This window comes from Aquirufa novilacunae (assembly GCF_045310505.1).
Classification (GTDB): Bacteria; Bacteroidota; Bacteroidia; order Cytophagales; family Spirosomataceae; genus Aquirufa; species Aquirufa novilacunae.
Genome location: NZ_JBEWZG010000002.1, coordinates 391,221 through 417,445, shown reverse-complemented (window position 1 = coordinate 417,445; position 26,225 = coordinate 391,221). Strand labels below are relative to the sequence as shown.

General features: G+C 45.5%; 23 protein-coding genes and 2 tRNA genes. 8 read left to right on the top strand and 17 right to left on the bottom strand.

The genetic code is table 11. The annotated features are described in order from the left end of the window. Positions 1–17: 17 nt before the first annotated feature. The 4 genes from V7S74_RS07125 to V7S74_RS07110 form a co-directional block, all read right to left on the bottom strand. Entirely contained in the window at positions 18–620 is a 603-nt protein-coding gene (locus V7S74_RS07125; protein WP_406778085.1) for a hypothetical protein, read from the bottom strand. Between the two features lie 104 nt (positions 621–724). Further along, positions 725–1,846 (bottom strand): helix-turn-helix domain-containing protein, encoded by a 1,122-nt coding sequence (locus V7S74_RS07120; protein WP_406778084.1) that lies wholly within the window; start codon positions 1,844–1,846, stop codon positions 725–727. A gap of 147 nt (positions 1,847–1,993) precedes the next feature. After that, positions 1,994–2,079: transfer RNA gene (locus tag V7S74_RS07115), tRNA-Leu, on the bottom strand. Between the two features lie 43 nt (positions 2,080–2,122). Next, positions 2,123–2,195: transfer RNA gene (locus V7S74_RS07110), tRNA-Gly, on the bottom strand. Between the two features lie 98 nt (positions 2,196–2,293). Between V7S74_RS07110 and V7S74_RS07105 the strand changes: the two genes are divergently transcribed. Next, complete coding sequence (locus V7S74_RS07105) at positions 2,294–2,764, top strand: Lrp/AsnC family transcriptional regulator (protein WP_406778083.1); 471 nt, start codon at positions 2,294–2,296, stop codon at positions 2,762–2,764. A 46-nt stretch (positions 2,765–2,810) separates the two neighbouring features. Here the strand turns inward: V7S74_RS07105 and tgt are convergent, their stop codons facing one another. The 7 genes from tgt to V7S74_RS07070 form a co-directional block, all read right to left on the bottom strand. Then, positions 2,811–3,944 (bottom strand): tRNA guanosine(34) transglycosylase Tgt, encoded by a 1,134-nt coding sequence (gene tgt / locus V7S74_RS07100; RefSeq protein ID WP_406778082.1) that lies wholly within the window; start codon positions 3,942–3,944, stop codon positions 2,811–2,813. Between the two features lie 183 nt (positions 3,945–4,127). After that, on the bottom strand, positions 4,128–7,733 hold the full coding sequence (locus tag V7S74_RS07095) for a PVC-type heme-binding CxxCH protein (RefSeq protein WP_406778081.1): 3,606 nt from the start codon (positions 7,731–7,733) through the stop codon (positions 4,128–4,130). Between the two features lie 3 nt (positions 7,734–7,736). Beyond that, the gene (locus V7S74_RS07090) at positions 7,737–8,849 is read right to left on the bottom strand and encodes a Gfo/Idh/MocA family protein (protein ID WP_406778080.1); all 1,113 of its coding nucleotides are present in this window, start codon (positions 8,847–8,849) and stop codon (positions 7,737–7,739) included. A gap of 43 nt (positions 8,850–8,892) precedes the next feature. Beyond that, positions 8,893–9,720, bottom strand: coding sequence for a sugar phosphate isomerase/epimerase family protein (locus V7S74_RS07085; protein WP_406778079.1), 828 nt, complete (start codon positions 9,718–9,720; stop codon positions 8,893–8,895). Between the two features lie 308 nt (positions 9,721–10,028). Then, a complete protein-coding gene (locus V7S74_RS07080; protein ID WP_406778078.1) occupies positions 10,029–10,811 on the bottom strand; it encodes a DMT family transporter in 783 nt (260 codons plus the stop codon). 113 nt (positions 10,812–10,924) lie between these two features. After that, positions 10,925–11,995, bottom strand: a complete 1,071-nt coding sequence (locus tag V7S74_RS07075; RefSeq protein WP_406778077.1) for an LptF/LptG family permease — start codon at positions 11,993–11,995, stop codon at positions 10,925–10,927. Beyond that, positions 11,982–12,380, bottom strand: a complete 399-nt coding sequence (locus tag V7S74_RS07070; RefSeq protein ID WP_406778076.1) for a DUF983 domain-containing protein — start codon at positions 12,378–12,380, stop codon at positions 11,982–11,984. The genes V7S74_RS07075 and V7S74_RS07070 overlap by 14 nt, the downstream gene beginning before the upstream one ends. Positions 12,381–12,488: 108 nt before the next feature. Between V7S74_RS07070 and V7S74_RS07065 the strand changes: the two genes are divergently transcribed. Genes V7S74_RS07065 through V7S74_RS07055 form a run of 3 tightly spaced genes read left to right on the top strand, consistent with a single transcriptional unit; the run spans position 12,489 to position 14,336 of the window. Beyond that, complete coding sequence (locus V7S74_RS07065) at positions 12,489–12,926, top strand: hypothetical protein (protein WP_406778075.1); 438 nt, start codon at positions 12,489–12,491, stop codon at positions 12,924–12,926. Between the two features lie 10 nt (positions 12,927–12,936). Continuing rightward, complete coding sequence (locus V7S74_RS07060; protein WP_406778074.1) at positions 12,937–13,446, top strand: D-glycero-alpha-D-manno-heptose-1,7-bisphosphate 7-phosphatase; 510 nt, start codon at positions 12,937–12,939, stop codon at positions 13,444–13,446. Beyond that, a complete protein-coding gene (locus V7S74_RS07055) occupies positions 13,443–14,336 on the top strand; it encodes an aldo/keto reductase (protein WP_406778073.1) in 894 nt (297 codons plus the stop codon). Before V7S74_RS07060 ends, V7S74_RS07055 begins: the two co-directional genes overlap by 4 nt. A 135-nt stretch (positions 14,337–14,471) precedes the next feature. On the opposite strand, the gene rnr is transcribed toward V7S74_RS07055, so the two are convergent. Next, positions 14,472–16,724 (bottom strand): ribonuclease R, encoded by a 2,253-nt coding sequence (gene rnr, locus V7S74_RS07050; protein WP_406778072.1) that lies wholly within the window; start codon positions 16,722–16,724, stop codon positions 14,472–14,474. Positions 16,725–16,828: 104 nt separating this feature from the next. Between rnr and V7S74_RS07045 the strand changes: the two genes are divergently transcribed. From V7S74_RS07045 to thrC, 4 genes are read left to right on the top strand one after another with little or no spacing between them, the layout of a single operon-like run. Continuing rightward, entirely contained in the window at positions 16,829–17,824 is a 996-nt protein-coding gene (locus tag V7S74_RS07045; protein ID WP_406778071.1) for a M28 family peptidase, read from the top strand. A 3-nt stretch (positions 17,825–17,827) separates the two neighbouring features. Continuing rightward, a complete protein-coding gene (gcvT, locus tag V7S74_RS07040; RefSeq protein WP_406778070.1) occupies positions 17,828–18,913 on the top strand; it encodes a glycine cleavage system aminomethyltransferase GcvT in 1,086 nt (361 codons plus the stop codon). Between the two features lies 1 nt (position 18,914). After that, positions 18,915–19,619 carry a 2-phosphosulfolactate phosphatase gene (locus V7S74_RS07035; protein ID WP_406778069.1) on the top strand — a complete coding sequence of 235 codons (705 nt, stop codon included), beginning with the start codon at positions 18,915–18,917 and terminating at the stop codon, positions 19,617–19,619. Continuing rightward, positions 19,616–20,920 carry a threonine synthase gene (thrC, locus tag V7S74_RS07030; protein WP_406778068.1) on the top strand — a complete coding sequence of 435 codons (1,305 nt, stop codon included), beginning with the start codon at positions 19,616–19,618 and terminating at the stop codon, positions 20,918–20,920. Before V7S74_RS07035 ends, thrC begins: the two co-directional genes overlap by 4 nt. Here the strand turns inward: thrC and V7S74_RS07025 are convergent. The 5 genes from V7S74_RS07025 to V7S74_RS07005 are packed head-to-tail and all read right to left on the bottom strand — an operon-like array spanning position 20,912 to position 26,225. Beyond that, positions 20,912–21,277, bottom strand: coding sequence for a hypothetical protein (locus V7S74_RS07025; protein WP_406778067.1), 366 nt, complete (start codon positions 21,275–21,277; stop codon positions 20,912–20,914). The two genes, thrC and V7S74_RS07025, sit on opposite strands and share 9 nt — an antisense overlap. Before the next feature lie 36 nt (positions 21,278–21,313). Next, entirely contained in the window at positions 21,314–23,050 is a 1,737-nt protein-coding gene (recJ, locus tag V7S74_RS07020) for a single-stranded-DNA-specific exonuclease RecJ (protein WP_406778066.1), read from the bottom strand. Position 23,051: 1 nt separating this feature from the next. Further along, entirely contained in the window at positions 23,052–24,764 is a 1,713-nt protein-coding gene (locus tag V7S74_RS07015; RefSeq protein WP_406778065.1) for an OmpA family protein, read from the bottom strand. Next, positions 24,761–25,342, bottom strand: a complete 582-nt coding sequence (locus tag V7S74_RS07010; RefSeq protein ID WP_406778064.1) for an LOG family protein — start codon at positions 25,340–25,342, stop codon at positions 24,761–24,763. The genes V7S74_RS07015 and V7S74_RS07010 overlap by 4 nt, the downstream gene beginning before the upstream one ends. Then, positions 25,335–26,225, bottom strand: a complete 891-nt coding sequence (locus tag V7S74_RS07005; RefSeq protein WP_406778063.1) for a TIGR01777 family oxidoreductase — start codon at positions 26,223–26,225, stop codon at positions 25,335–25,337. Before V7S74_RS07005 ends, V7S74_RS07010 begins: the two co-directional genes overlap by 8 nt.

Genomic DNA, 26,225 nt, shown 5'->3' with positions numbered 1-26,225 from the left:
AACAGATGAATGAGGAATTATTTAGTGGCTATTTTTAGGCCAAAACTAAAGGTAGATGGAATGAAATTTAGCGTGGAAGTACCGAAGGTATTCGTATCTAAATGTTGAAAACTTGTGTAAACGGACATTTGATCATTTACTTTTTTCGTAATAGAAAGCGTAAAACCGACAGACAACTTTAACCCTGAGAATTGATCATCCTCAGCTAAATCGACGTAACGATTCTGCAAAAATTGAGTGCCATTCATCAGAGTTTGAACCGCTGCCGAAGCTTTGGCAGAAACAGTCAAACCATGTAGACCTGTGTAGGATGGCCCGATTCCTCCTGTCAATCCCATAAAATCCGCCTGATAAGAAAAAGGAATATTCTGAACATCCCCTACAGAATTGTATTGATTGTAAGTTAACCCTAGGTCATAGAAAAACACCTTTGATAATTTGTTCTCCCGAGATAGCGCTAAATGAAGCCCGGAACTTGCCTTTAAAAAATCTGGATTATTACCTGCAGAATTAGTGAAAACATAGCGGGTGCTATTATTACCAACTTCGAAATTCCAGGATTGAGCATTGATCGTTGACGTAAAAAATACGACAATAAGAAGAGTAAAAATTGATTTCATAGAAAGGATTTTGAATCTAGAAATCAATATTAAGGCAATGTTGTTCAGAAAAAAATTAATCGGACAACTAGCTTGTTCTTATTCCCCTAAAAGAGACAAAATGCTTATGACAATTTTTTCAGATAGGCGGATGGCGATTCCCCTGTTTGAGCTTTAAAGGCCTGAATGAAATTAGAGCGCGACTTGTACCCACAAGCTTTACCTACACTCTCTAATGTGTTCGTCTCCGCCTCGCCCGCCTTCAAGAGCTGGATAGCCTCCTCAATTCTGAGTTGATTTTTCCATTTGAGAAATGTGATCCCTTTGTGATTATTAAAATAATACGTTAAAACATGTTCTGGTGTCTCTAAATCTTTCACTAAATCAGACAAGGAGAATCCGGGAACTAAGAACTTTTTTTTATGTAAGTATTGATGAAGTTTATCTCCCACTTGATTTAATCTTTCTCGAGAAAACTCTTGCGATTTAGCGGCTTGGGAAATCTTCTCATTTAATTCAATTACATCAGAAATAGAGCCTCCTGATTGAAACTGAAGTCCATATAAGATTTTGGGGAAAAAATAAACTGAAACCATTAAGGCGGCCATAATAACTGTGGCTAAAACACGGCCTTTGCCTTCTTCATCCAGGATCAATAAAAAATCATGTAAATAGAAGGACCGGATACTAAAAATTATCAATGAAAGATTAAACAATGCCCCTAATCCTAGGTTAACCCACAACCACTTTTCTAATTCTTTCGCTTGTTTTAGCTGTCCTTTTTGAATGGCAGCTTGAAGAATTTTCGCTGCATAAATGATATAGGCCAAAGACAGAACAGACCGAAAGAAAAAATAAAAATTAAACGAAACAAAAGGGAAATACACTTGGTGGATCAATCCAGAATCAAAATGTAAGCGTACCGCAAATTGCAACTTTTCGGGCCAAGATAATAGGGAGTAAGGAACGATATTGAATAAGATGAGCACGGAAGGCAAAAAGTGAATGTAATCCCAGCCATTAATATGTATGCGATCTGTCAACACAGCTCTCACATAAAAATACAAAAACGGTGTATTTAATAAATAAATGGGAAAATAGTGAACCGTGAAGATCGCTCTAAGTGTATCAGAATCAGAGACCACAGAGGCCCAATGGGCAATCCCAAAGAGTGCATTTAAGAAAAAGTGATAGGCTAGATAGCGATTTGCTGGGTTCACCTTGTCTGCATAGTTTAATAGCAACAAGGAGCTTAAAAAACCGATAAGACAAATAGCCGGAATCACAATTAGAACAGTTAGTTAGCGGAAAGTTAACGAAAAATCCTAAACTAGCTATCCGGTGGATAACAAAAAAGCCTTCCAAAAGGAAGGCTTTTTCAGACGCTTGAATTGTACTTGGGATGGGAATCGAACCCACACGAGCGTTACGGCTCACGGGATTTTAAGTCCCGCGTGTCTACCAGTTCCACCACCCAAGCGTCCTAGTAAAACTAAAAGCACCGATGGTGCTTTTTCGTTTTGAGCGAAAGACGGGGTTCGAACCCGCGACCTCGACCTTGGCAAGGTCGCGCTCTACCAGCTGAGCTACTTTCGCGTTTTGTGGATGCAAAAATAAGCCCTCCTATTGAATTATGCAAGTCGAAATCAAATTTTAGTAAAAATATTCTCTAAATTTATGCTTTCGAAAAAAATATGAGCATCAATAAACTCGACCAAACCGACCACAAATTACTAGAGATCCTACAGCAAAACGCGAAGATCACGAACGCCCAATTATCGAAAGAAATTGGCCTTTCTCCCGCTCCTACTTTGGAACGCGTAAAGAAATTAGAAACCCTAGGGATTATCCAAAGCTATCACGCTCAGGTGGATAGAGAAAAAGTAGGTCTTGGTGTGAGTACCTTTGTGACAGTCACATTAACGGGTCACAAGAAGCAAGTGACGGAGTCTTTCGTGAAGCAAATCAATCAAATTCCCGAGGTGATCGAATGCCATCACGTAACAGGTTCTGGCGATTTTATGTTGAAAATTATTTCGAAAGATATTTCGACTTACCAGAAATTAATGCTCGAAAAAATTAACGAAATCGAAGAAGTGGCTGCCACTTCGACGATGGTGATCTTGTCTTCTTTCAAAGAAAGTAAGGTATTACCTATTACTTGATACTGATTCGCGCGGCGATTTCCTCGGCGCGCGAAATACATAAAAATTACAGGCGATGCATGAATTGTGGAATCATACGATTCTTCCAAGCCGTAAAGGTACCTGCCTGAATTTCCTTGCGTGCTTCTCCTACCATCCACAGATAGAAGCGAAGATTACACACACTTGCGATCATCGCGCCTAGCATCTCCTCGCAACGAACGAGATGACGCAGGTAGGATTTAGTATATTGACCGTGAACGTCATTTACAAAATGTGGATCGATGACCGAAAAGTCCGACTCCCATTTTTTGTTCTTGATATTGATAATTCCCTGCGTCGTAAAAATCATCCCATTACGCGCATTTCTAGTAGGCATCACGCAATCGAACATATCGATGCCGAGCGCTATTCCCTCCAAAATATTCGCAGGCGTCCCCACTCCCATCAGGTAGCGAGGCTTGTCTTTGGGCAAAATATCCGTCACCTCATCCGCCATTGCATACATATCTTCGACTGGCTCTCCCACGGACAAACCACCGATAGCGTTACCGAAAGCACCTTTGGACGCAATATATTCCGCTGATACTTTGCGCAAATCGGAGTAAACACTGCCTTGAACGATAGGGAACAAGGTCTGATTATAACCGTATTTAGAATCCGTTTCGTCAAAACGTTTAATGCAACGATCTAACCAGCGGTGCGTCATATCCATCGATTTGCGCGCATATTCGTAAGTACATGGATACGGTGTACATTCGTCGAAAGCCATGATAATATCCGCCCCGATCGTCCGCTGAATATCCATCACTCCTTCCGGTGTGAAATAATGCACACTTCCGTCTACGTGTGATTTGAATTTGACGCCCTCTTCTTGGATTTTTCGTCCGGTTCCTGCCAAAGAATACACTTGGTACCCTCCCGAATCAGTTAAAATAGGTCCTTGCCAGCCATTGAATTTGTGTAATCCACCCGCCTTTTCAATCACCTCTAGACCTGGACGAAGGTACAAGTGGTAGGTGTTTCCTAGGATAATTTGGGCTTTAATCGAATCTGTTAATTCTGAAATATGCACTCCTTTCACGGTTCCCGCAGTACCTACCGGCATAAAAATGGGCGTTTGAATCGTCCCGTGATCTGTCGTAATTTCCCCTGCGCGCGCTTTCGAGCTAGGATCCGTGTGGCTAATTGAGAATTTCATAGCGCAAAGCTAAATATAAAGCACAAAGAATAAAGCACAAAGAATAGATAATGATTGAATTTCGTCGTCGTCCGGACTTTGTCAAAAACATTTCACGAATCGTTGCGAAGCAACATCCTACTTTATTCTTTTTGCTTTGTTCTTTGTGCTTTGAGCATTATGAAAGTTGAATAATGCTCCGCATTATTCAACTTTCATAATGCCATTCATAATCCTCCAATGACCCGGGAAAGTACACAAGAACGGATAATTACCGGGAACTGATGGTGCTTTGAAGACTACTTTCACGCGGCCATCAGATTCCACTAGTGGTGTATAAGCTAACACTTCCGGCATAGCTGGAATGTAGTTTTTCGCCGCGCCATCCGCTGCGGTGATCATTTTATCTGCTGCTAAACCGATTTTTTCTTGGCTGCCTAAAGCGCCTAAAACCCAGTTGTGTTGCATTGCATCGACGTTTTCGAAGATCAATTCGACTGTCGCACCTGCAGGAACTGTAAATTCAGCTGGGCTGTATTTCATGGCTTCTTTGATCGTCATAATCGTGCGTTTCACGACTACCCCTTTCACTTCAGCTGAAGGTATTTCTACTTTCCAAAGTCCCGCCAAGCGCTCATATGCCTCCACATCTTGCGGACGTAATTGCTTGCCTAAGCCTTTCAAGAAGTCCACATTGTCAGCTGATAAATCAGCTGCACGTTTCGCATTCCAAGTTGCAGAGGCCCCTTTCAAGGCAGCGCCCATCGTAGGACTAGCCACTTGTTTGATCGAGCGCAATAAAGCAACGATGTCGTTAGCGGAGTCATCTGAGGTCATGCCACGGAACGATTTCTCCACGATATACGAACCTAAATCAGCTGGCAATGAAACAACGATCGGTTGTCTGAAGGAATTGTTATTGCGATTTGATTCGCCTAAAACTGCTTTGGTGTCTAGGTTGATCTCCATCACATAATTACCCGCTTCGTCAGCTGTCCAACCTAGGTTTCCAGTCCAAGGACCGTTGTTGTTTTTCACCACTGAAACGGTTTCGCCCGGAGCGACACCATCGGTGAAGGTATAGGATTCCAAATCGGTACGACGACCCATACCTTCGATTTTGACAGTTAAAGGAAGTGGTGTGCCTTTTGGTAAAGCTTTATCTCCTCTGTTTTTCACGCGGATTACGAAACTAGCACCTTCACGTAAACGGAAGTTGCCGCCTTTGATTTGAACTTCTTCCACGACTAAGTCTAGGCCTGATTCAGTGCCAGCTGTCGATGGATTTTTTGCCTCTTTCGCTAATTTCTCCGCAACTACCGCGCCTGATTGTGCACCTTGTTTTGCGATGAAAGCGGCACGACGTGCAGGGCCACCGGCCATTACGTAAGCTGCTAAAGCATCTGGGATCCAGCGGTCTGTGGTTTTCGCCGAAACTGCGATTTTACGCGCCATCGCCGCTTCTACAGCTGGCGATGTTGGGCTTTCGATTAAGGCTAAGATGGAATGTAAAACGACTAGGGAATCTTTGTCGTTGAGCATTTTTTGGTCCAAAATCAATTTCGCAGAAGCCGCCGTGCGAGGCAAAACTTGCACCGCTTGCTTACGCACTGCCGCAGATGTATGCTTCATCGCACGTGCTAGAACGTCCATTGGCAACACGCCTAAACCTTCTAAGGTACGTAGCGCGTGAATGGCACCGGGAGCGAGACCGATTTCATCGGTTTTGGCAGAACCTATTAAGGCTACTAATGCCGGAACGACATCCTTATTTCCGCGTTCCACTAACAAACGTTGCGCGTTTAAACGCCAGAACAAGTTCGAATTGCTTAAAGCTGCGATACATTCCGCCGGCGTCTTCAATGAAACCGGAGTATAGGCTGGCGCTTTGTTATAACCCACGCGGTAAATACGACCGTGGGTAAAATCACGTAAATCCGTGTCATAGGCATTACCGCCACCATTCTTAAATCCTTGTGGCACTGGGTTGTGCTGGATGATGTAGGAATACCAGTCCGCTACCCAAACAGCTCCATCCGGACCCACCTGCGCGAACACAGGCGAAACCCATTCGTCAGCTCCAGCCAGGAAGTTGAAGGCCTCCTTGTCATTGAAATCTGAACCTGTCGGAACTTGGCGATTTTGGTGAATCACGTGACCCGTTGGCTCCGAAACGAAAGCAATTTGGTTCCAATATTCTTTCGGGAATAAACGGGCAGAATAGAAATTATGTCCCGCCGCCGCAGTAAATCCGCCAAAAACATCCACCTGACGCACTTTCTTCGTGATCGTCCGCATGTCCTTGTGCGTATCTGTATTTTTAGACCCATTCAAGGTCATAGGTGCATGCCAAATATTGCGATGCGGAATGGCCATATACCAGCCGTGCGCGTTATTCGCAGTTGAACCGAACACATCGCCCGCCTCGTTGAAGTCAAAACCCCAGGTATTATTCGAAGTCGTCGTCATGTGCTCCATCTTCGAACCATCAGGCTTAAAGCGGAAGAAAGCTTGTGCAAATTGAAGCGAATCCGCTCCCACTTTGCCCTTATAACCTGAATAACCTACGCAACCCCAAATCCAATTATCGAATCCATAATGTAAGTTCGAAGGTCCTGCGTGTGTATCACCTGTCCCAAAACCGGTGAACAAAATCTTTTTCTCATCCGCCTTATCGTCACCATTCGTGTCTTTTAACAAGATCATGTGCGGCGCCTGCGAGATGATTAAACCGCCGTTCGCAAAAACCATACCCGTAGGAATGCTCAAGCCATCCGCCCATTTCGTGAACTTATCCGCTTTGCCATCGTTATTCGTGTCTTCACACAATAAGATGTAATCGCTACCACCGGTTTCTTTACGCTCGTTTGGATAGTCTTTCGTGATCAACACATACAAACGTCCGCGCTCATCCCACGCCATTGCGATGGGGTGCATCACGTTCGGTTCTGATGCAAAAACCTGCAAATTGAAGTCCACAGGCACTTGAATAAACTTCACTGATTCCTCAGGACTTAAAGGTAATTGCTGCAATTGAGCGCCCTCACGTTTCTCGTAGTTAGGCAATTTCGCCTCGCGGTATTTCAACACCGGAAGATTTAATGCGGTTAATAATGCTCTCTTTTCTGCCCCTACCGCGTGTAGGATACCTTGCGTGACTAAATCTTGGAAGCCTTCCGTTTCCCACGTGCGCTCGTCATGGCCATAAGCCGTATAGAATACGTTTCCTTTTCCGTAGGTTCTTGTCCAGGTGTAGGGTTCAGTCGTCGCACCCGGTTTGTCTTTCGCTTGTTCAGGTCCTAGGATTCTAGATTGCCAAATCTGGTTATCCGGCTGTAATTGGCTGTGCAAATAGGTCTCGTCTACCGTCTTAATTTTTACATAGGTGTTCGCCTCGTTTTTCACGCGGATCGAATCCATCCCATGACGCCAAAACTGCCCGCCCACCATCTTCACAAATTCTTTCGAATTGCGAAAGTTGAACGAGGCACAGTGAATCGCCACCAACCCGTGACCCGAAGCCACATAGTTTAACAAAGCTTTTTCCTGTGGCGCCGCGATCGAATCGTGGTTTGCATAGATCACCAAGGCGTCGAATTTGTTCAAATACGCTTCATTCAAATCCTTCAAGGATTCTGTGTAGGTGATGTTCATCCCTTTTATTCCCACCGCAGATTGAAGCGCAGGATAGCGGTCGAATGGCTTATGATGGCCTTTATCGCCTAAGAATAATAATTCCAAACGTCTGCCAGGAGCGGCAGAAACCGAGAATTGAAACAAGAGTGCCGCAGCAAATAAGAGAAAACGCATCGTCTAGAATTTAGGTATTTCAATAATTTTTCCGCCTTGTAGCGCTGATTCGTGAGCTAAAATCCCCACCGAAGTCCAGTTTGCGGACTGAGGTGCATTCGGGAATGGATCGCGATCTGCTGCCAAAGCTTGTAAAAACTCATTTACTAAATGTGGGTGTGAACCTCCGTGGCCTCCGCCTTGCGTAAAGGAAAGGTGGGTATTCTCGTCCTCATCATACACGCCTTTTGTCGTGAAGCGTTGGATTTCTTCGGGTAAATAATGTGCGAAATCCGGTGTAGGCACCTTAGATGGAATCTCAGGCTCCGGTTTTTTAGCCGTATGCACCACTAATTCTTCGCCTTCAATTAAAGGCCATTCCACTGATTTTTTCGATCCATAGACCTCAAAACTCTCACGGTATTGACGTGCCACATCGAATAAAGAACGGTATACCATCGCACTCAAATCAGAATCACGGAACTTAATGTGCGCTGATTCTACCGCAAATGGGGAATTATAATGTTGGATTAGCTCCTCGCGAATCGTACCCGAACCGAAGCAAGAAACATATTCCGCTTCTAAACGCAATAAGCCCGCAACCGGACCTACGCAGTGTGTCGCATAGTGCATGGGAGGCAATCCTGGCCAATAATCCGGCCATCCATCCATATCTTGTTGGTGGGATGCTTTCAAGAATTGAATCTTGCCCAACTCGCCTTTTTCGTATAATTCTTTGATGTACAAGAACTCGCGGGCATAGACCACCGTCTCCATCATCATGTATTTCTTGCCCATGCGCTTGCTCGCCTCCACGATCGCCTTGCATTCTTCTACGGTCGTCGCCATAGGCACCGTACAAGCTACGTGTTTCCCTGCATTTAGGGCTTTCAGTGTTTGTTCCGCGTGCAAGTGAATCGGTGAATTGATGTGAACGACGTCTACATTCGGGTCTTGGATTAACTTCTCAAAATCCGTGTAGCGCGTCTCGATCCCATAGGCATCCCCGATGGAGTTGAGTTTGTCTTCGTTTCTTTGGCAGATCGCATACATATTTGCCAAAGGGTGTTTCAAATAAATCGGGATAAACTCAGCACCAAAGCCAAGTCCAACAATCGCAACGTTATATTTTTTCATAGTTTAAAGAATTTCTATTCAACCAACATTTACCATTCACCACTTACCATTTACCATGGATAAATCTGAAGGATTTTTCTACGAGCTCGCGCTCTGAATTAAACATTTTTCGCCAAATATGGGCCGCCGGCAATTTCTCGCTAAAGGCCTCCACGACTAACCAGCCGCCATAATTCACTTCCTTAATCGCCTGCAAAACAGACGGCCAGTTCACCTGTCCTTCCCCCAAAATCCCCCGCGTACTTTCAGACAGCTGAATGTGTGGAGTCTTTTTCGCAATCCGACGAATGGCATCCGCGGTACTCACTTCCTCGATATTCGCATGGAAAGTGTCGAACATAATCTCCACATAAGGGTGATTAATCTGCTCAACTAGGGCATATAATTCATCCGCACAGGAGACCAAATAGCTCTCAAAGCGGTTCAGATATTCTAAACAAAGGGTAATATTTTTCGTAGCTGCGTGATCCGCGACTTCCCGAATACCGGCGATGGACCAGTCGATTTCTTGTTGGGTGGCTTTGGTCCCCGTAAAAACACCTAAGGCGGAATGAAAAGGGCCCGATAAATACGGGGCTCCTAAATAGGCTGCCACATCCACCGCACCTTTTAAATACGCAAGCCCCGCCGCTCTAACCGCCGGATCTGGAGATATCAAATTCTCCGCAGGCCCCGCAATCGCACAAGCGAAAGGTTGCAATCCCAAACGATCGACCTCCTTTTTCCAAGCAGACCAATGCGCTAAATCGGTATTAAATACAGGAATTTCAACGCCTTGATACCCGACTTCCTGTATGAAAGAAAGTTCAGACAACACGGTATCATTCATATCTGGCCCGTAAACGAGCAGATTCATGGCGATTGGATTCATAGGTTTAGTCATTTCGCGACGAAGTCGCGAGGTCATCGCTGCTTCGCAGCTAGACTAGTCACGACTTTGTCGTTTAGTCGTCCTTCGGACTTAGTCGTGACTACGTCACTTAGTCCGGAGGATTCAGTTTAACAGCTAAATATAAAAGAAATAATCGAAGAAATCTACCCGGCAATAGCATCATAGACTAAGCCGCAGCCGACTAAGTCCGAAGGACGACTAAGCTGCGAAGCAGCGACTAAGCCGCAGGCGACTAAATCGCGCAGCGATGACTTTGGCGCAACGCGCCGACTAAGTCCGAAGGACGACTAAGCGACTCCGTCGCGACTGTCGCTCCGCGACAAGAACGGATGCGCCATCACCGTCAGCACCAACAGTGAGGTTCCCCAGTAGAAGGCGGGTTGCATGACTTCTTTTTGGCCAAAAATAAAGACCGCTAACAGAATCCCATAAACGGGTTCGAGTGTGATCACGAGATTGATCGAAAAGACGGAGAAAACCTTGTACAAATGGATGGTCTCGGTGTAAGCGTAAACGGTGCAAACGACGGCCAAAATACCGATCCAGAGCCAATCCAGGCCAATTGGAACAAAGCCCGGCGAGCCTACTAACAATCCGGATAACCAGACAGCACCGGTAATAAAACCTGCCGCGAGCATCTCATACACCGTAATTAATTTAGGGTCGTGAGTGTGCGTATAATTTCCATTAATCACCGAGAAAAGAGCACCGAAATATCCGGCCCCAATACCCATCACCAAACCAATCCATTGGCCTGGTTCAACAGAGAAAATAATCCCTAAGGCGATCACCACTAAGATCCCCAGAAAGACTTCAATCTTCGCGATGGGCTTTTTCTGAGCGATGGGCTCTAGAATGGAGGTCCAAAAAGTTTGGGTAGAAAGACCGGCGAGACACATTGCGACGGTGGAGACTTTGGCTGCCCCAAAAAACAAGAGCCAGTGCAAGGCCACAAAGGCCCCATTTAACAACCAGATTTTAAGAACTGAGGCAGGCACCCGAAACGACTTTTTAGCCGCAACAAGCATCAAACCTAGACCAGCCGCAGCAATGACGCAGCGAAAGAACACAATTGTAAGCGTATTCGCCTGGGTGGCGTTCCCTAAAATAGCGGTGAACGCGTATAAAACCACAATAAAGTGTATCTTGAAATAGTCGAGAAGCCGCGGCGCCTGTCTCATCTTTAGCGCGGAATGGTATAGTAAAGACCCACTCCCACGGCGGAGAACACGATATTAGGTAGCCAAACCGCTAACAACGGAGGCATCCCGCCACCTTCCGCAATGCCCTTACTCATCATGAAGAACAGGATATAAATAAAGGCCAAACTAAAGCCCAAGGCAATCTGAAATCCTACTCCACCACGTGCTTTTCTAGCTGAAACGAGGAAGCCGATGATGGTTAAAATCATGACCGAGAAAGGATTAGCGAAGCGGAGGTATTTTTCGATTTGGAAGACCTCGATTCCATCAGCGCCGCGAGATTCCACTAAGGCAATGTGGCGATTTAGCTCTGGAAGAGTGAATGTTTCGTGTAATAAGTGTTTATTCTCGAAGTCTTTGGGAAACAAATTCAAGGTCGTATCAATCTTCGCTCCGAACTTAAGCGAGGTCGCGCTAGCCGTCCGAATGCGGTAATCGTGTATCGTCCACTTCTTCGAGGTCGAGTCCCAGGTGATGCGATCCGACATCAATTTCTCCTGAATATCGGTGCCCACGATGCGCTCTAAACTGAAGCGATAGCCCGTATTCGTCGTATTATCGTAGGTTTCAAGGTAGGCATACACATCCGGCGCAATCTTAATGTGCACATCGCGCTTATCGAAATAGTAGGTGTTATTGATGTATTTATGTTCGAAGGGAACCCGTATTTTGTTGGCATTTGGCACTATCCAACCAATCATGATAAACGTACCAATGGCTAAGATTCCGGATCCGATTAAGTAGGGGCGCATTAAGCGAGTAAAACTCACTCCGGAGCTCAAAATAGCAATAATTTCCGTCTTTGCTGCGAGGTTTGCCGTGAAGAAAACGGTCGCAATAAAGACCATTAAAGGACTAATATAAGAGGCCCAATAAGGGATAAAATTCAGGTAATAGTCAAAAAGAATTTCACGAATAGGGGCCTGCTTGCGAATAAAATCGTCAATTTTCTCCGTGTAGTCGATCACCATCACGATGAGCACGATGATGAAAACGGCGAAAACGTAAGTCTTCAGAAATTTCTTTAAAATGTAATAATCAAGAATTTTCATGCTTAGCAGCAGCGCTAGGGTCGTATTTTAAACCAGAAAACCAATGTATAAATAATACCCGAGCCGTCCTAAAATTAAAGGGCACGGCTAACAATGAAACCGACGTGATAGGAACGATATAACCCATCGCCGGAGGGTCATTTAAGAAATTAAAGACCAAAATCCCGCCCACTAACATGATGCCTACCGTGAAGGCATAAGAAATGTACATCGCACCGTAGAAAAAACCTGGTTCTACTTCGTAGCGCACATCGCAAGAGGGGCAGTGTTCGTGCATTTGGGCAAAATTAAAAACATTCCACCATTTGTATTTGAACAAACGTCCATCGTGACAGTGAGGACATCGGGCGTTAACCATCGCCGTTAGTTTACTTGGATTTGACATAGAATCAGGTAATATATGCCCAAAGGTAAAGAAAATTAGACGATTAAACGTAACAAAGGTCACGTTACGACGTCTTTTCGTATCTTTGCTAAAATTAAACACACTCTTATGTATTCAACATTCGTTACCATTCACTCGGTCTTGTTTCTAGTCGTGTTAGCACTAGGAATTTTATCCATCTACAAAGGTTTAACAGGCAAAACTTTTGGCGAATCAGATCGCAAAGTAGGCTTGTTCTACATGATTTCTTTGCACACTCAATTGTTAGTCGGTTTAGTACTTTACCTTGCGCTTAGCCCGGTTACGACAGCTGCTTTTGCTGATTTCGGTGCTGCGATGAAAGATTCAGCGACTCGTTTAATCTTAGTAGAGCACGTTACAGTTAACATTATTGCGATCGTTTTAGCGACGGTGGTTAATGCCAAAAACAAGAAAGCCATCACCGATGCCGCGAAGTTTAAAAACATGTGGTTATTGAACGGTTTAGGCCTTGTATTGATTTTAAGCCGTATTCCTTGGAGCCGTTTAGCGGCCTTATTTGCCTAACTCGTATTGAATGAATAAGTGTATTTTTTTAGATCGCGATGGCGTTCTAAATGTTGACAGAGTAGATTACGTGTACCATTTGGGCCATTTTGTGATTCCAGAAGGGGTCAAAGAAGGTTTACAGGCCTTAAAGGACGCGGGCTATTTGTTGATTATTATTACGAACCAAAGTGGTATCGCAAAAGGCGTTTATAAACGCGAAGACGTGTATTTAATTCACGATGCGATCCAAGAAGGGACCGGCGTAAAATTAGATGACATCTATTTTTGCCCTTACCACGAAAACTTTGATAGTCATTCGTTGACCCGCAAACCTGGATCATTAATGATCGAGAAAGCGGCAGCAAAATACGATATTGACATGGACGCTTCTTGGATGATCGGCGATCATGAACGAGATATTACCGCAGGAACACGCGCAGGCTTACGCACCATTCGCTTAGCCCCAGCTGGAACTGAAACCAAAGCCACGCATTTAGTGGACAATTTGTTAGCCGCATCAAAAATTATAGTCGCATGAAAAAAGTGTATTTAAGTGACGCAGGTCCTAAAGTTTCACCAGCCATCTACGGATTCTGGCGTTGGGAGAAAGAAGACAAGAAGATGGACGAAATTGTTCATTTCTGCTTAGAAAAGGGCATAAATACCTTTGATCATTCAGATCGATATGGTCAATATACGGCGGAGAAGAGCTTTGGCGAGCTTTTGGCAAAGAAATCCATCCAGCGTTCTGACATTGTTTTGTTCTCCAAATGTGGAGTAAACATCCCTTCCCCTGCGAGACCAGACATCCGTGTCGCTCATGTAAATACTTCTGCTGCCCACATTACGGCTTCGGTAGAAAACTCGCTTCGCAACTTACAAACGGATTACCTTGATGTCTTTTTATTAGACCAATTAGATCCGCTTTCAGACATCGAGACGACGGCCTTAGCGTTAGAAAAACTAAAGAGCTCCGGAAAAGTAAAAAACATCGGTGTTTCTAACTTCTCGGTTTACCAACACCAATTATTAGTTTCTTTCTTGAACATCCCAGTCGTATCGAACCACATCGACTTGAACTTGTTGAACACAAGCGCATTAGACAATGGTATCGTCGATTACATAAAACAAAAATACATGCGCCCTTTAGCGGTTTCACCACTAGCTGGCGGTCGCATCGAACACGGCACAGACGAGCAAGCCTTGAAATTGCGCAAGAAATTAAATGAAATGTCAACGAAATACGATAGCAATATCGAATCAGTGGCGGTCGCTTGGTTGATCAAATTAGGGGCTTTGCCTTTAATCGGAACACTCGAAGAAAACCGGATCCAAAACATCGTAGACGCATTCGAAATCGAGATGGACCACCAAGATTGGTATGAGTTGTATAATACGAGCAGACCGGCACCTGCGGTGCTGGACTAAAGAATAAAGCATAAAGCACAAAGAATAAAGGTGGAATATCAAACTCTTCCTATACTCATAAAAAAAGGCTTCAGAATTGAAGCCTTTTTTTATACCTACTCTATGCTTTATGCTCTATTCTTTATGCTTTAAAGATTATCTGCGTCCCGTTCTCCTTCCCCTCTCTTTCCCCTTCGGAATCACTCTTCCACCCCTCGGCGCCTCTCTCTTGCGAGAGCGGTTGTTAGCGAATTTGCCTACTAGGCCAGAACGCATGCCTACTAATTCGAGGTCGATGGTGCGTTTTGCTAAGTTGGTGTCGCGAACTTTTACTTGAACTTTATCTCCAAAAGTGAAGACACGTCCATTTGATTTACCCACGATGCGGTAATTGTTTTTATCTAAATCGTAGAAGTCATCGTTCAAGTCGACCATGCGAACAAGGCCTTCGCAAGACGTATCTCCGATTTCGACGAAAATGCCGAATTCGGTTACGCCGGTGATGATACCATCGAAAACTTGAGGCTCGTGCAAGCTCATGTATTCCACTTGCTTGTATTTGATGGAAGCGCGTTCTGCGTCCGATGCTAGTTTTTCCCGGTCTGAGCTGTGCTTACATTGTATTTCTAAAGGTGCGCGTTCTGCCGGAGTTCCTCCATCTAAATAATGCTGCAACAAGCGATGCGTCATCACGTCTGGGTAACGGCGAATCGGACTCGTGAAGTGCGAGTAAAACGGGAATGCCAAACCGAAGTGACCGACAGGATCGGTGCTGTAACGGGCTTTGGACATCGTACGAACCGCTAAACTCTGCAAAACGTGCTCCTCTCCTTTTCCTTCGATGTTCTCCATCAAGGCATTGAATGACTTGCTGACGTGTTGCGGGTCCGTGGTAACTTGGTAACCGAATTTCTTCGCAAATGACGAGAATACCTGCAATTTCTCCGGGTCTGGCGCTTCGTGAATACGGTACACCATCGTATTTTTAGGCTCGTCTTTTTTCTTATTGTAGACAAATTCAGCGACTCTTTTGTTTGCCAAAAGCATGAACTCCTCAATCAACTTATGCGCATCCTTGCGAATACGAGGGTATACCCCGATGGGCTTTCCATCCTCGTCTAGTTCGAAGCGGACTTCTGCAGTTTCAAAGTTCACAGAACCATGTTCGAAACGACGCGCTCTGTAAATTTGGGCGATGCGGTTCAAATCCCGAATAACCGGCACTAACGCATCATCTGAATCATTTTCAATCAACTCTTGTGCCTGCTCATAGGCAAAACGGCGGTCAGAATGAATGACCGTGCGGCCAAACCATTCCTTCACAATGGTGTCGTTCGCATCTAATTCGAAAACGGCGGAGAAGGTTAATTTGTCTTCGTTTGGACGAAGGGAACAAAGTCCGTTCGATAGCTTTTCTGGCAACATGGGAACCACGCGATCTACTAGGTAAACCGAGGTGGCGCGCTTGTAGGCTTCGATATCGAGTACAGATCCTGGTTTCACATAGTGAGAAACGTCAGCGATGTGGACACCGATTTCGGTGTTGCCGTTCTTTAGTTTTTGGTAAGAAATCGCATCGTCAAAATCCTTCGCATCGACCGGATCGATCGTAAACGTTAAGACATTACGCATGTCCTTGCGCTTCTTGATTTCAGTGGCAGGAATCTGCACTAAGATCGAGGCAGCGGCCTTTTCTACTTCTTCTGGGAAGTCGTAAGGTAAACCGTACTCGGCTAAAATCGAGTGCATTTCGGTGTCGTTCTCGCCCGCTTTTCCGAGGACTTTCGTAACGCGGCCTTCGGCTTTTTTCCCGTCAGAACCCCAACGAGTAACTTCGACGATGACTTTGTCTAGGTGCTTCGCGTCTTTGATTTCGAACTTAGGCAAGTAGACATCTTCGTAGATTTTCTTCGAATCTGGGATTAAAAAGGAATAGTGTGGAGTCACTTGAATGACACCCACTAATTCTGCGGAACGACGTTCCAATATCTGTACGACCTCCCCTTCCGGGCGGTCATTTTTTCTCTTTTCTGAGGGTCTGCGAGCTTGGACGATGACTTTGTCCCCGTCTTTGGCATTATTCAAATCCCCTGTCGCCACCCAAATATCCTTCGCTCCATCCTCCGGAATCACAAAGGCAAAACGCGCATTCACGTGATCCACGCGCCCCGTCACCTGGAATGATTCGTTGTCAAAACGCACGTTTCCCTCCTCATTCTTAATCAAGCGGTTTTCTGCAATCAACTTCCCGACTAAATCAGAATAAATCTCCTTTGTCTTGCGATCGCGGATCGCAAAAGCCTTGTGTAATTGGTTCAAAGAATACGAACGGTAGTCGTTCAATTCAAAAAACTCCAAAATCTCAGCCTTCAAGCCGCTCAAAAATTTCAGTTCCTTAGGGGAAGCCATGGTATTTCAATTCTAATTATCCCGCAAGGTACACATTATTGATTTCTTAATTCCTAATTCGGCATTGTATTGCTATCTTTGAGCTTGTTTTTCAGCCATTTCAGATGAACCGTTCCCGCATTGCGCTCTTTTTACTGCTCGTTTTCGCTCTGACCGGCGCTTACTTTGTTTGGAAGCCAGCGGCGGAAGTACCAGCTGTGGAAGTGAACATCGTAGAGACACCAGATTTCAAGGCGGATTCAGCTTATGCCTTCATCGAGAAACAAGTGCAATTCGGGCCGCGCGTTCCGGGTTCTGAGGCAAGTCAAAATACCCTGAAGTTTTTAGTGGCCAAATTAAAGTCTTACGGCTGGACTGTAACAGAACAGCCTTTTACGGCTTTTCGTTATGACGGCAAGAAATTACAAGGCACGAATATCATCGCTCAATTTCAACCGGCGATCGCTAAACGCATTTTATTATCCTCTCATTGGGACTCTCGTAGTATCGCGGATAAAGACTCTATTCGCAAGAATGAGCCGATCGATGCGGCAAATGATGGCGCAAGTGGCGTGGGTGTTTTGTTGGAAATCGCCCGCAATCTGCACGAAACTAAGAATAAGCCTGCCGTGGGCGTAGACATCGTTTTGTTCGATTTAGAAGATCACGGGGAACCGGAAGATTATACGGGTGAGCACAAACCGAACAGCTGGGCCTTAGGTTCTCAGCACTGGGCGGCGAATTTAGTTCCTGCGAATTACCGTCCTTACTACGGCATCTTATTAGATATGGTAGGCGGAAAAGGCGCGATGTTCCCACATGAAGGTACTTCGATACAATATGCACCGGGAATTGTTCGCTCGGTTTGGGCGACGGCGGCGGATTTAGGGTATAGTAATTTATTTGTGGATCAGGATGCATTCGGGATTTCGGATGATCACACGGCGGTGAATGAGATCGCAAAGATTCAAATGATTGATATGATTGATTTGCGGGCAGTGAATGGCGGCTTTGAGTTTGGTAGCTTTCATCATACGCATGCAGATAATTTAGCTAACATCGACAAATCGACCCTCAAGGCGGTGGGTCAAACACTTTTACAGGTTCTATACCGAGAATAATCCATGGAAGAAACACAATTGCAACAGGTTCATTTAAATGACCTTCACGTATCTCTAGGCGCTAAAATGGTGCCCTTTGCTGGCTTTAACATGCCCGTATTGTATACAAACTTGATCGAAGAGCACTTAGCGGTGCGTAATTCGGTGGGTGTTTTCGACGTGAGTCACATGGGTGAATTCTTCCTAAAAGGAGATCGTGTGTTAGATTTTATTCAATACGTTACCTCAAACGATGCCTCTAAATTAGTGGACGGGAAAGTTCAATATAGCTGTTTCCCGAATGCGGAGGGCGGCATCGTGGATGACTTATTAGTCTACCGTGTGAACGAGAAAGAATACATCTTGGTCGTGAATGCGTCGAATATTGAGAAAGATTGGAACTGGATTTCTTCTCACAATACCTTCGGGGTGGAGATGGTGAATCGCAGTGACGAATATAGTTTATTGGCGGTGCAGGGGCCTAAGGCGATTTTGGCACTACAAAAATTAACGGCTGTTACGCTAGCGGACATGCCGTATTATACCTTCAAAATAGGTGAAATGGCCGGTTTCTCCGACATTATCATCTCAAATACGGGTTATACGGGCGCCGGCGGATTCGAGATCTACGTGAAAAACGAAAATGCCTTAGCCATGTGGAATGCGATCTTCGAGGCAGGTGCAGAATTCGATATTCTACCGGTAGGACTAGGCGCGCGCGACACACTCCGCACAGAAAAAGGCTATTGCTTGTACGGTCACGACATCGATGATACAACGTCTCCTATCGAGGCTGGCTTAGGCTGGATTACCTCCTTCAACAAGGACTTCATCATGAAAGACCACCACGCTGCGATTAAAGCGAACGGTCCTTCGAAAAAATTAGTCGGTTTCGAAATGATCGACCGCGGAATCCCTCGTCAACACTACCCGATTTTAAATGCAGCGGGCGAGACCATTGGTGAAGTGACTTCTGGAACTCAATCGCCGTCCCTTTCCAAAGGAATCGGCATGGGTTACGTGAGCACAAAACACGTGGGATCTGAGATCTTTATTTCGATCCGCGACAAAGCGGTCAAAGCCGAAATCGTTAAATTACCGTTCTTGTAAAATGAAGAAAATCGACGTCTGTTTATCGCCGGACTTGATCCATTTATATGATTTATCCTCCGTAGCGGTGGTTGTGGTGGATATTTTCAGAGCGACCTCTTGCATGGTGACTGCTTTTGCTAGCGGTGCTGCGGAGATTGTGCCGGTAGAAGAAGTCGAACTTTGCCAGGAATACGGCGCTCGTGGTTATTTGACAGCAGCAGAACGCAACGGGATTACCCCAGCAGGATTTGACTTCGATAATTCTCCTTTTTCCTATCAAGTTGAGAAAGTAAAGGGGGCGAAAATTTGCGTGACTACGACTAACGGTACAGTTGCCATTCGCCGTTCGAGCACCGCTCCTGCGGTCTATGTGGGCGCCTTTTTAAACATTTCCCGAATAGCCTCCGCTTTAAAAGAGTGGAGCGGAAACGCCCTAGTCGTTTGCGCAGGCTGGAAAGGTAAACCGAATTTAGAAGACACCCTTTTCGCTGGAGCCTTAATTGATGCCTTAACAGGTGAATACGAGGTAGCGGATGATGCGGCTTTAATGGCCTGGAAACAATATAATGTAGCTTCGAATGACCTATTAACGGCAGTAAAAAATTCCTCTCACGTGAATCGTTTACTCGGCCTAGGCATCGAGAAAGATATCGCATTTTGCCTTGAATTTGATCGGTATTCTGTCCTTCCAAAACTGGAGGGGGATGCCCTACGATTAGCATGATTTTATATAGCACCGAACACAAAAGTCCCAATGTAAGCCTAGAAGAGGCTATTTTCCGCGGTCTTCCCCCGGATAATGGCTTGTATATGCCTACGGACATTAAACCTTTACCGGCTTCGTTTTTCGATACAATCCAAGACCGCAGCTTGCCAGAAATTGCCATCGCGGTTTGCGAGAATTTGCTCGGAGATAGCTTAAGCTCTACGGAAATTAAGCAAATCATCGACCAATCGATGACCTTTGAGGCGCCTATTGTGTCCTTGGAGCCTGGAGTGCAGGTTTTAGAATTATTCCACGGGCCATCGATGGCCTTTAAGGACTTTGGTGCGCGTTTTATGGCGGCCATCATGTCGCATTATTTAGTTAAGTCGAAGCGAGAGATCCGTATTTTAGTGGCCACTTCAGGTGACACGGGTGGAGCCGTTGCGCAAGGATTTTATAATACGCCGGGCATCAGCGTGACGATTTTATATCCGACCGGAAAGGTGTCTGATATTCAGGAAAAGCAATTGACGACGTTAGGTGGGAATGTGACTGCTTTGGAAATCGATGGAACATTCGATGATTGCCAAAGACTGGTCAAGCAAGCCTTCCTCGACGACGAATTACGTTCGGCTTTCGATCTAGCCTCTGCGAATTCCATCAATATTTCCCGCTTAATTCCTCAGTCCTTTTACTATTTCGCGGCCTATGCGCAAGCGAAAAAGAAAGGATTAACAGCCCCTATCGTATTTAGTGTGCCCTCCGGGAATTTTGGCAATCTTAGTGCTGGATTAATGGCCTTTAAAATGGGCTTACCGGTTCAGGCATTTGTTGCGTCATGCAATGAAAACCACCCGGTAGCCGACTATTTGCGTTCTGGAGAATATAAACCCGTGGCTTCTGTCGAAACTCTATCAAATGCCATGGACGTAGGAAGTCCATCCAACTTCATCCGTATGCGTTTGCTAGCGGGTGATGAGTGGTCTAACGTGCGTGAAACCGTGAAGGGTTATTTTACGAACGATCAAAAAACACAAGAGATTATGTCTGACGTGTATGCCCGCACTGGATACGTGATGTGTCCGCATACGGCAGTGGGATATGATGGCTTGCAACAATACAAAGCAGAATACCCAGGTGATGTGACAGGAATCGTCTTGTCAACGGCACATTATGCGAAATTCTTGCCTACGGTAGAGGGAACGCTGGGTGTTTCAGTACCTGTTCCTGCGCGTTTGGCAGAACTATTAGATAAAACAAAAAAGTCCATCCCCATGGGGACGGACTTTGAAGGATTCAAGGCTTATTTATTACAATAAAGCCTTGAATTTATCTTTTTCTTGGTAAGCAATAATCGCTGACAATACGGTCAATGCAACTCCTACGCTAGGTGCATGCGCTAAGCAAAGTTCAAATAACAAGATATTAACCGTAATAGGCGCTAAAATCGTTAGTCCTAAAGCACGCTTACCCGGAACTAAAATTAAGACACCACCGATTACTTCTAATACCTTTACTACCGTCATCATGCCAGATGACATCATGATTCCCATGTAAACACCTGGATCACCAGGCATTGGAGGCATTGGAGTGAAATTAAAGAAGAAGTTCAATCCTCCGAAAAGGTAAAGTGCTCCTACGAGAACAGAAGGCAATAAATCGAGTACTTTTTTCATACACTAGTTTTTTGGTTATGGGTAAATTTATACTTTTTAATTAAATGATGCAAAATCTAAGGCCCGTAATTGCAAAGTTCGGTTCCCAAGGTATTCATTTACTTCCAGGTGATACACCAGCTGAATAGGTAATCGCTGCTCATATGCGGCACATAAACCATCATAAAAATCTGCTTTCATCCCAAAACCTACGGCCTCTAATCCCCGCTCATCCGGCGTCGATCCCACGTAGATTTTCAAGTGCTCCTCTTTCATCACGAAAGGACTTTTGGTCACAAAAACTGGTCCTGAAACAAAATTAGGCAACATATTTCCCGGTCCATAGGGAGACAAACGAACTAATAGCTTGTCATAAAACGACAAACTCAAGGCCTCTAAAGGAATCTGTAAGTCTACCGGCAAATCCGCTTTCGGCGAGATATTCGCTAAACCTTCTTGCGCAATTTTTTCAAACTTTTCAATAAAGGCCTGTAAATTTTCAGGCTTTAAATGTAAGCCAGCCGCATGCGTATGCCCCCCGAATTGCTCTAATAAATCAGCACACTCCTCTAGTGCATGATGCACGTCAAAACCACGTACTGAGCGAGCCGAACCCACTAATTGTCCATGGGATTCCGTTAAAATGATCGTCGGTCTAAAATACTGATCTTGGATTTTACTCGCCACGATTCCCACGACACCTTTATGCCAGCCCGAATTAAACAAGACCGTACTGCGGGCTGAAAGCAAGAACTCATTCCCTTCAAACATCGCCAAAGCCTGCCCCACAATCTCCTTCTCCACTACTCTGCGATCCAGATTCTGCTGAATCACGGCTTCCGCTAAAGCCTCCGCCTCTTGATCATCAGCAGCTAGCATCAATTTCACAGCTCCATGCGCATGGTCCATTCGCCCCGCCGCATTGATGATAGGTGAAATCGAGAAGACAATATCGGAGATCTGAATAGGCGCTTTTTTCTTCGCCTTCTTCAATAAATACCCTAAGCCTGGGCAGGGGTTTGAGCCTAATTTAGCTAGACCAAAAAAGGCTAATACCCGGTTCTCCCCATTCATCGGCACAATATCAGCCGCAATACTGCAGGCTAATAAATCCATCGACTCCCACAGTGGATCGAGTTCTAAATCGTTTGCGATGGCAAAGGCCATCATCAATTTGAAACCTACCCCTGCACCCGTTAATTCCTTGAATGGATAGGGGCAATCCTTGCGTTTCGGGTCTAAAACCGCGACCGCATCTGGGATTGTTGCTTCAGGTAAATGGTGATCACAGATGATGAAATCAATCCCATTTTCGTTGCACCAGGCGACGCGTTCGTGTGCCTTGATGCCGCAGTCGAGGGAGATGATTAAGGTATAATTATTGTCTAGCGCATATTGAATGCCCGCCTGAGAAACGCCATAGCCTTCCGCATAGCGATCTGGAATGTAATAGTCGCAATCTGCTCCTAAAATACCGGCTAGATAACTATAGACTAAAGTAACTGCAGTGGTACCGTCCACGTCATAATCACCATAAATCAAGATTTTCTCCCCTGATTCAAGTGCCAGTCCGAGTCTTTCTACAGCTTTGTCCATATCCTTCATCAGGAAAGGGTCGTGCAGTTGATTGACCTCTGGAACCATAAAATCCTTCACTTCTTCGAAGGTCTTGATTCCGCGAGAGACTAGTAAGGATAAAAAATAGGAGTTCTTAAGTCCCAAAGCCTCCCCTAACGCCTCTACCTCTGCGGCCGGCGGTGCGGGCACGTATTTCCAATTCTTTTTGGGCTCCATATTATAAGATTTCAATTTCTACGCGGCGGTTGATTTGGCGACCTTCCTCTGTCGAGTTATCCGCTTTCGGCTTAGACTTACCGTATCCTTTTGTCCGAATTCGGGACGTATCGATGCCTCCTTTTAACAAATTATCTTTTACCGCATTTGCCCGCTCTAGAGATAATTTATCGTTGATTTCATCTGAACCGGTATTATCCGTATGCCCACTAATCTCGATCACAAGTGACTTATTCTCCGTCATCACCTGTAAAATGCGCTTCAATTCAGGCTCCGATTCCGGTTTCAACGTGGCCTTCCCTAAATCGAAGAAGAGGTTATTAATCGTCGCCGTGTTTCCTTTCAGCAATGGAACCATCGACAGATCGCGGTCATCTAATTCTAAATAGCGCCCCTTCATGGTGCTTAAATCCAAGTTCGTAGAAGCAGGGATGAAACCTTTGGCCTTCGCCGTAATTCCGTAATTCTTACCGAACGGCAAGACTAATTTATACTTACCGCTATTCGGATCTGGCTTCGCCTGGCCTAATACCTTACCCGTAGATAAATCCTCATAAGTCACTGAAGCATCCTCAGGCACTTTTCCGGTCTGCTGATTCAACACCGTCCCCGATAATAAAACCACCGGATCGGATTCCTGTGAGGTCACCGAGCGAGTGGATCCACCGACTATGCCGCTTTGAGGAGACCCATTGACTAAGTCACGAAGTGACGACTTATTGACAGCGCCGGAGGCGTCAGGCGACTCTTTGACTAAGTCAGGGGCTGCTCCGCCGACCTGTGACGACTTATTGACTAAGCCTCCGCCGGCATCGCCGGCCGTAGGCGACTCGACTGAAAGTCGAAATATATCCTTCTTCCCCAGCGACCCCTTCCCCGACATAAAATAGGCATAATCCCCTTTCGCGGCGATGGAATAATAAGCATCGTATTCTTCGGTGTTGATGGGTGAGCCGAGGTTTTGGGGCTTGCGCCAGTTTTGCCAGGTGTCATCTAGGCGACGGGTGAGGTAAATATCTTGGCTCCCTTGTCCTCCTGGGCGATCCGAGGAGAAATAAAGCGTCTTTCCATCAGCGGAAAGGAATGGCGTCGTCTCGGAATATTTCGTGTTGATGGTTTCTCCTAAATCCAAAGGACGCGTCCAGCGGCCCTCCTCAAAAAAGCTCACATATAAATCGTCGTCTTCGCTGTTTTTCTTGCGAGCGAAGGCAAGTAGCAAGGCCTTCCCGTCCATGGTTAAATACCCATATTCGTTTTTCCCCTTGCTCATTTGCTCATAGCCAGGGATTTCGATTTTAACTGGAACCGTCCAGCCGGCAGTCGTTTTATTGGAAATCGAGAAACCCCGCGTTTCGTAAGTGCCGTTTACGTAAGCGCCTTTTAAGAGGATGGTTTGGCCATCAGGGGAAATCGATAAAATGGTGTTGTATTGATCGCGGTTTAATACTTCGGATAGACGACGAGCGGTGCTCCAAGTATCCCCTACTTTTTCGGAGAACCAAATATCCTGTGAGCCCGAGATCGTCTCTGAGCCTTTCACCCCATAGCGATTAGCCGGATGACTTTTACGTCCAAAATACAGCGTTCTTCCATCCGGTGAAATCACCGGATTTAATTCTGAATACTCCGAATTCACAGCTGACCCCAAATTTTCTGGGGTCTTCTGTGCCATTAGACAAACAGACATCAATAAGAAGAACAAGGTTTTTCTCATCCCACGTAAATCCACTTTTTCTCCATTTTCTCCGGCTCATAGGCCATCATCCAATCCGCTAATTTCTCCGGATCAGACTCCACTTGCAAGGCATCCATATTCGGTTGCTTCAAGAAACCTTCATCCACCATGTGCTGGATTTGCTTCAATTGATGGTCGAAATAGCCGTTGATATTAAACACCGAAACAGGCATCTCATGTAAGTCTAATTGCTTCCAAGTTAGGATTTCGAATAATTCGTCCAAAGTCCCAAAACCTCCCGGCATCGCAATCACCCCATCCGCCATATCAGCCATCAAGGCCTTACGCGTGTGCATCGTATCCGTCACATGTAATTCAGGCAAGCCCTTGTGCTTCACTTCCCAAGGTTCCATAAACTGAGGAATCACTCCAATCGCGTGACCACCTAAACGCAAGAATTCATCAGCTAAAACACCCATCAAACCCACGCTTCCAGCGCCAAAAATCACCTGGCATCCATGGGCATGCAAGGCCTGAGCTAATTTTACCACTTGCTCCGCATATACCGGATTGTGGCCTCTAGAAGACCCGCAATAAATCAATATTTTTTTAGACATGTAGAATTTCTTTTAATGCTTCCTCGAAGCGAACAAAAGTAAAGGAAAAGGTCGCGTCTTTTTCTATTTTCGCCGAAGACACGCGGCTACCGCCCAGCACTAAACAGGCCATTTCGCCTAAAACGAGGCGCAGTAAAAAGCCGGGGATGGAAGGCAAAAAGAAGGGTTTACGCAAAGCGGACGCAATTTGTTTATTCATTTCACCCGCCCGAATCGGCTCGGGAGCCACTCCATTATAGACGCCAGACAAGGCAGGATTTATCAATAACTCGTTAAAAATTCTCAAAAGGTCGGTCATATGAATCCAGGATTGCCATTGCTTTCCGGAACCTAGATTTGCGCCTAGACCCCAACGAATTGGTTTCGAGATTACGGGAAAAATACCGCCTTCTGCACCCATCACTAAGCCGATGCGGACTTTGGCTAGACGAATGCCTAAAGTAGCGATTTGGTCGACTGCCTCTTCCCACTGTTTGGTACAATCCGCTAAAAAATCAAGTCCCACCGGTGAGGTTTCGACGCACTCCGCTTCACCCGTATCTGCCCCATAAAAACCGATAGCAGAAGCAGAAATAACCGTTTTAATGGAATGAGGAATGGTGGATAACGCTTGGTATAAAACCGCGGTGCTACGCACGCGGCTATTCACTAATTCTCTTTTGCGCGCTGCTGACCAACGTTCGTCTGCAATGCCAGCACCCGCTAAATGCACGATTGCCTCGACGCCAGTGAAGGCCGCTGGATCGATATAACCATAGGAAACATCCCATTGGAAATCGCCGCCAGAGCGAGATAAAATCACGACCTCATGGCCCTGAGTAAGCAAAAATTGCTTCAGAGCTGCCCCCACAAAACCCGTACCTCCCGTGATTAATATGCGCAT

Excerpts from the sequence above, each read along its gene's own strand:
- V7S74_RS07125 (WP_406778085.1), bottom strand. The coding sequence starts at position 620 with ATGAAATCAATTTTTACTCTTCTTATTGTCGTATTTTTTACGTCAACG.
- V7S74_RS07105 (WP_406778083.1), top strand. The coding sequence starts at position 2,294 with ATGAGCATCAATAAACTCGACCAAACCGACCACAAATTACTAGAGATC.
- tgt (WP_406778082.1), bottom strand. The coding sequence starts at position 3,944 with ATGAAATTCTCAATTAGCCACACGGATCCTAGCTCGAAAGCGCGCGCA.
- V7S74_RS07095 (WP_406778081.1), bottom strand. The coding sequence starts at position 7,733 with ATGCGTTTTCTCTTATTTGCTGCGGCACTCTTGTTTCAATTCTCGGTT.
- V7S74_RS07090 (WP_406778080.1), bottom strand. The coding sequence starts at position 8,849 with ATGAAAAAATATAACGTTGCGATTGTTGGACTTGGCTTTGGTGCTGAG.
- V7S74_RS07085 (WP_406778079.1), bottom strand. The coding sequence starts at position 9,720 with ATGAATCCAATCGCCATGAATCTGCTCGTTTACGGGCCAGATATGAAT.
- V7S74_RS07075 (WP_406778077.1), bottom strand. The coding sequence starts at position 11,995 with ATGAAAATTCTTGATTATTACATTTTAAAGAAATTTCTGAAGACTTAC.
- V7S74_RS07070 (WP_406778076.1), bottom strand. The coding sequence starts at position 12,380 with ATGTCAAATCCAAGTAAACTAACGGCGATGGTTAACGCCCGATGTCCT.
- V7S74_RS07065 (WP_406778075.1), top strand. The coding sequence starts at position 12,489 with ATGTATTCAACATTCGTTACCATTCACTCGGTCTTGTTTCTAGTCGTG.
- V7S74_RS07060 (WP_406778074.1), top strand. The coding sequence starts at position 12,937 with ATGAATAAGTGTATTTTTTTAGATCGCGATGGCGTTCTAAATGTTGAC.
- V7S74_RS07055 (WP_406778073.1), top strand. The coding sequence starts at position 13,443 with ATGAAAAAAGTGTATTTAAGTGACGCAGGTCCTAAAGTTTCACCAGCC.
- rnr (WP_406778072.1), bottom strand. The coding sequence starts at position 16,724 with ATGGCTTCCCCTAAGGAACTGAAATTTTTGAGCGGCTTGAAGGCTGAG.
- V7S74_RS07045 (WP_406778071.1), top strand. The coding sequence starts at position 16,829 with ATGAACCGTTCCCGCATTGCGCTCTTTTTACTGCTCGTTTTCGCTCTG.
- gcvT (WP_406778070.1), top strand. The coding sequence starts at position 17,828 with ATGGAAGAAACACAATTGCAACAGGTTCATTTAAATGACCTTCACGTA.
- V7S74_RS07035 (WP_406778069.1), top strand. The coding sequence starts at position 18,915 with ATGAAGAAAATCGACGTCTGTTTATCGCCGGACTTGATCCATTTATAT.
- thrC (WP_406778068.1), top strand. The coding sequence starts at position 19,616 with ATGATTTTATATAGCACCGAACACAAAAGTCCCAATGTAAGCCTAGAA.
- V7S74_RS07025 (WP_406778067.1), bottom strand. The coding sequence starts at position 21,277 with ATGAAAAAAGTACTCGATTTATTGCCTTCTGTTCTCGTAGGAGCACTT.
- recJ (WP_406778066.1), bottom strand. The coding sequence starts at position 23,050 with ATGGAGCCCAAAAAGAATTGGAAATACGTGCCCGCACCGCCGGCCGCA.
- V7S74_RS07015 (WP_406778065.1), bottom strand. The coding sequence starts at position 24,764 with ATGAGAAAAACCTTGTTCTTCTTATTGATGTCTGTTTGTCTAATGGCA.
- V7S74_RS07010 (WP_406778064.1), bottom strand. The coding sequence starts at position 25,342 with ATGTCTAAAAAAATATTGATTTATTGCGGGTCTTCTAGAGGCCACAAT.
- V7S74_RS07005 (WP_406778063.1), bottom strand. The coding sequence starts at position 26,225 with ATGCGCATATTAATCACGGGAGGTACGGGTTTTGTGGGGGCAGCTCTG.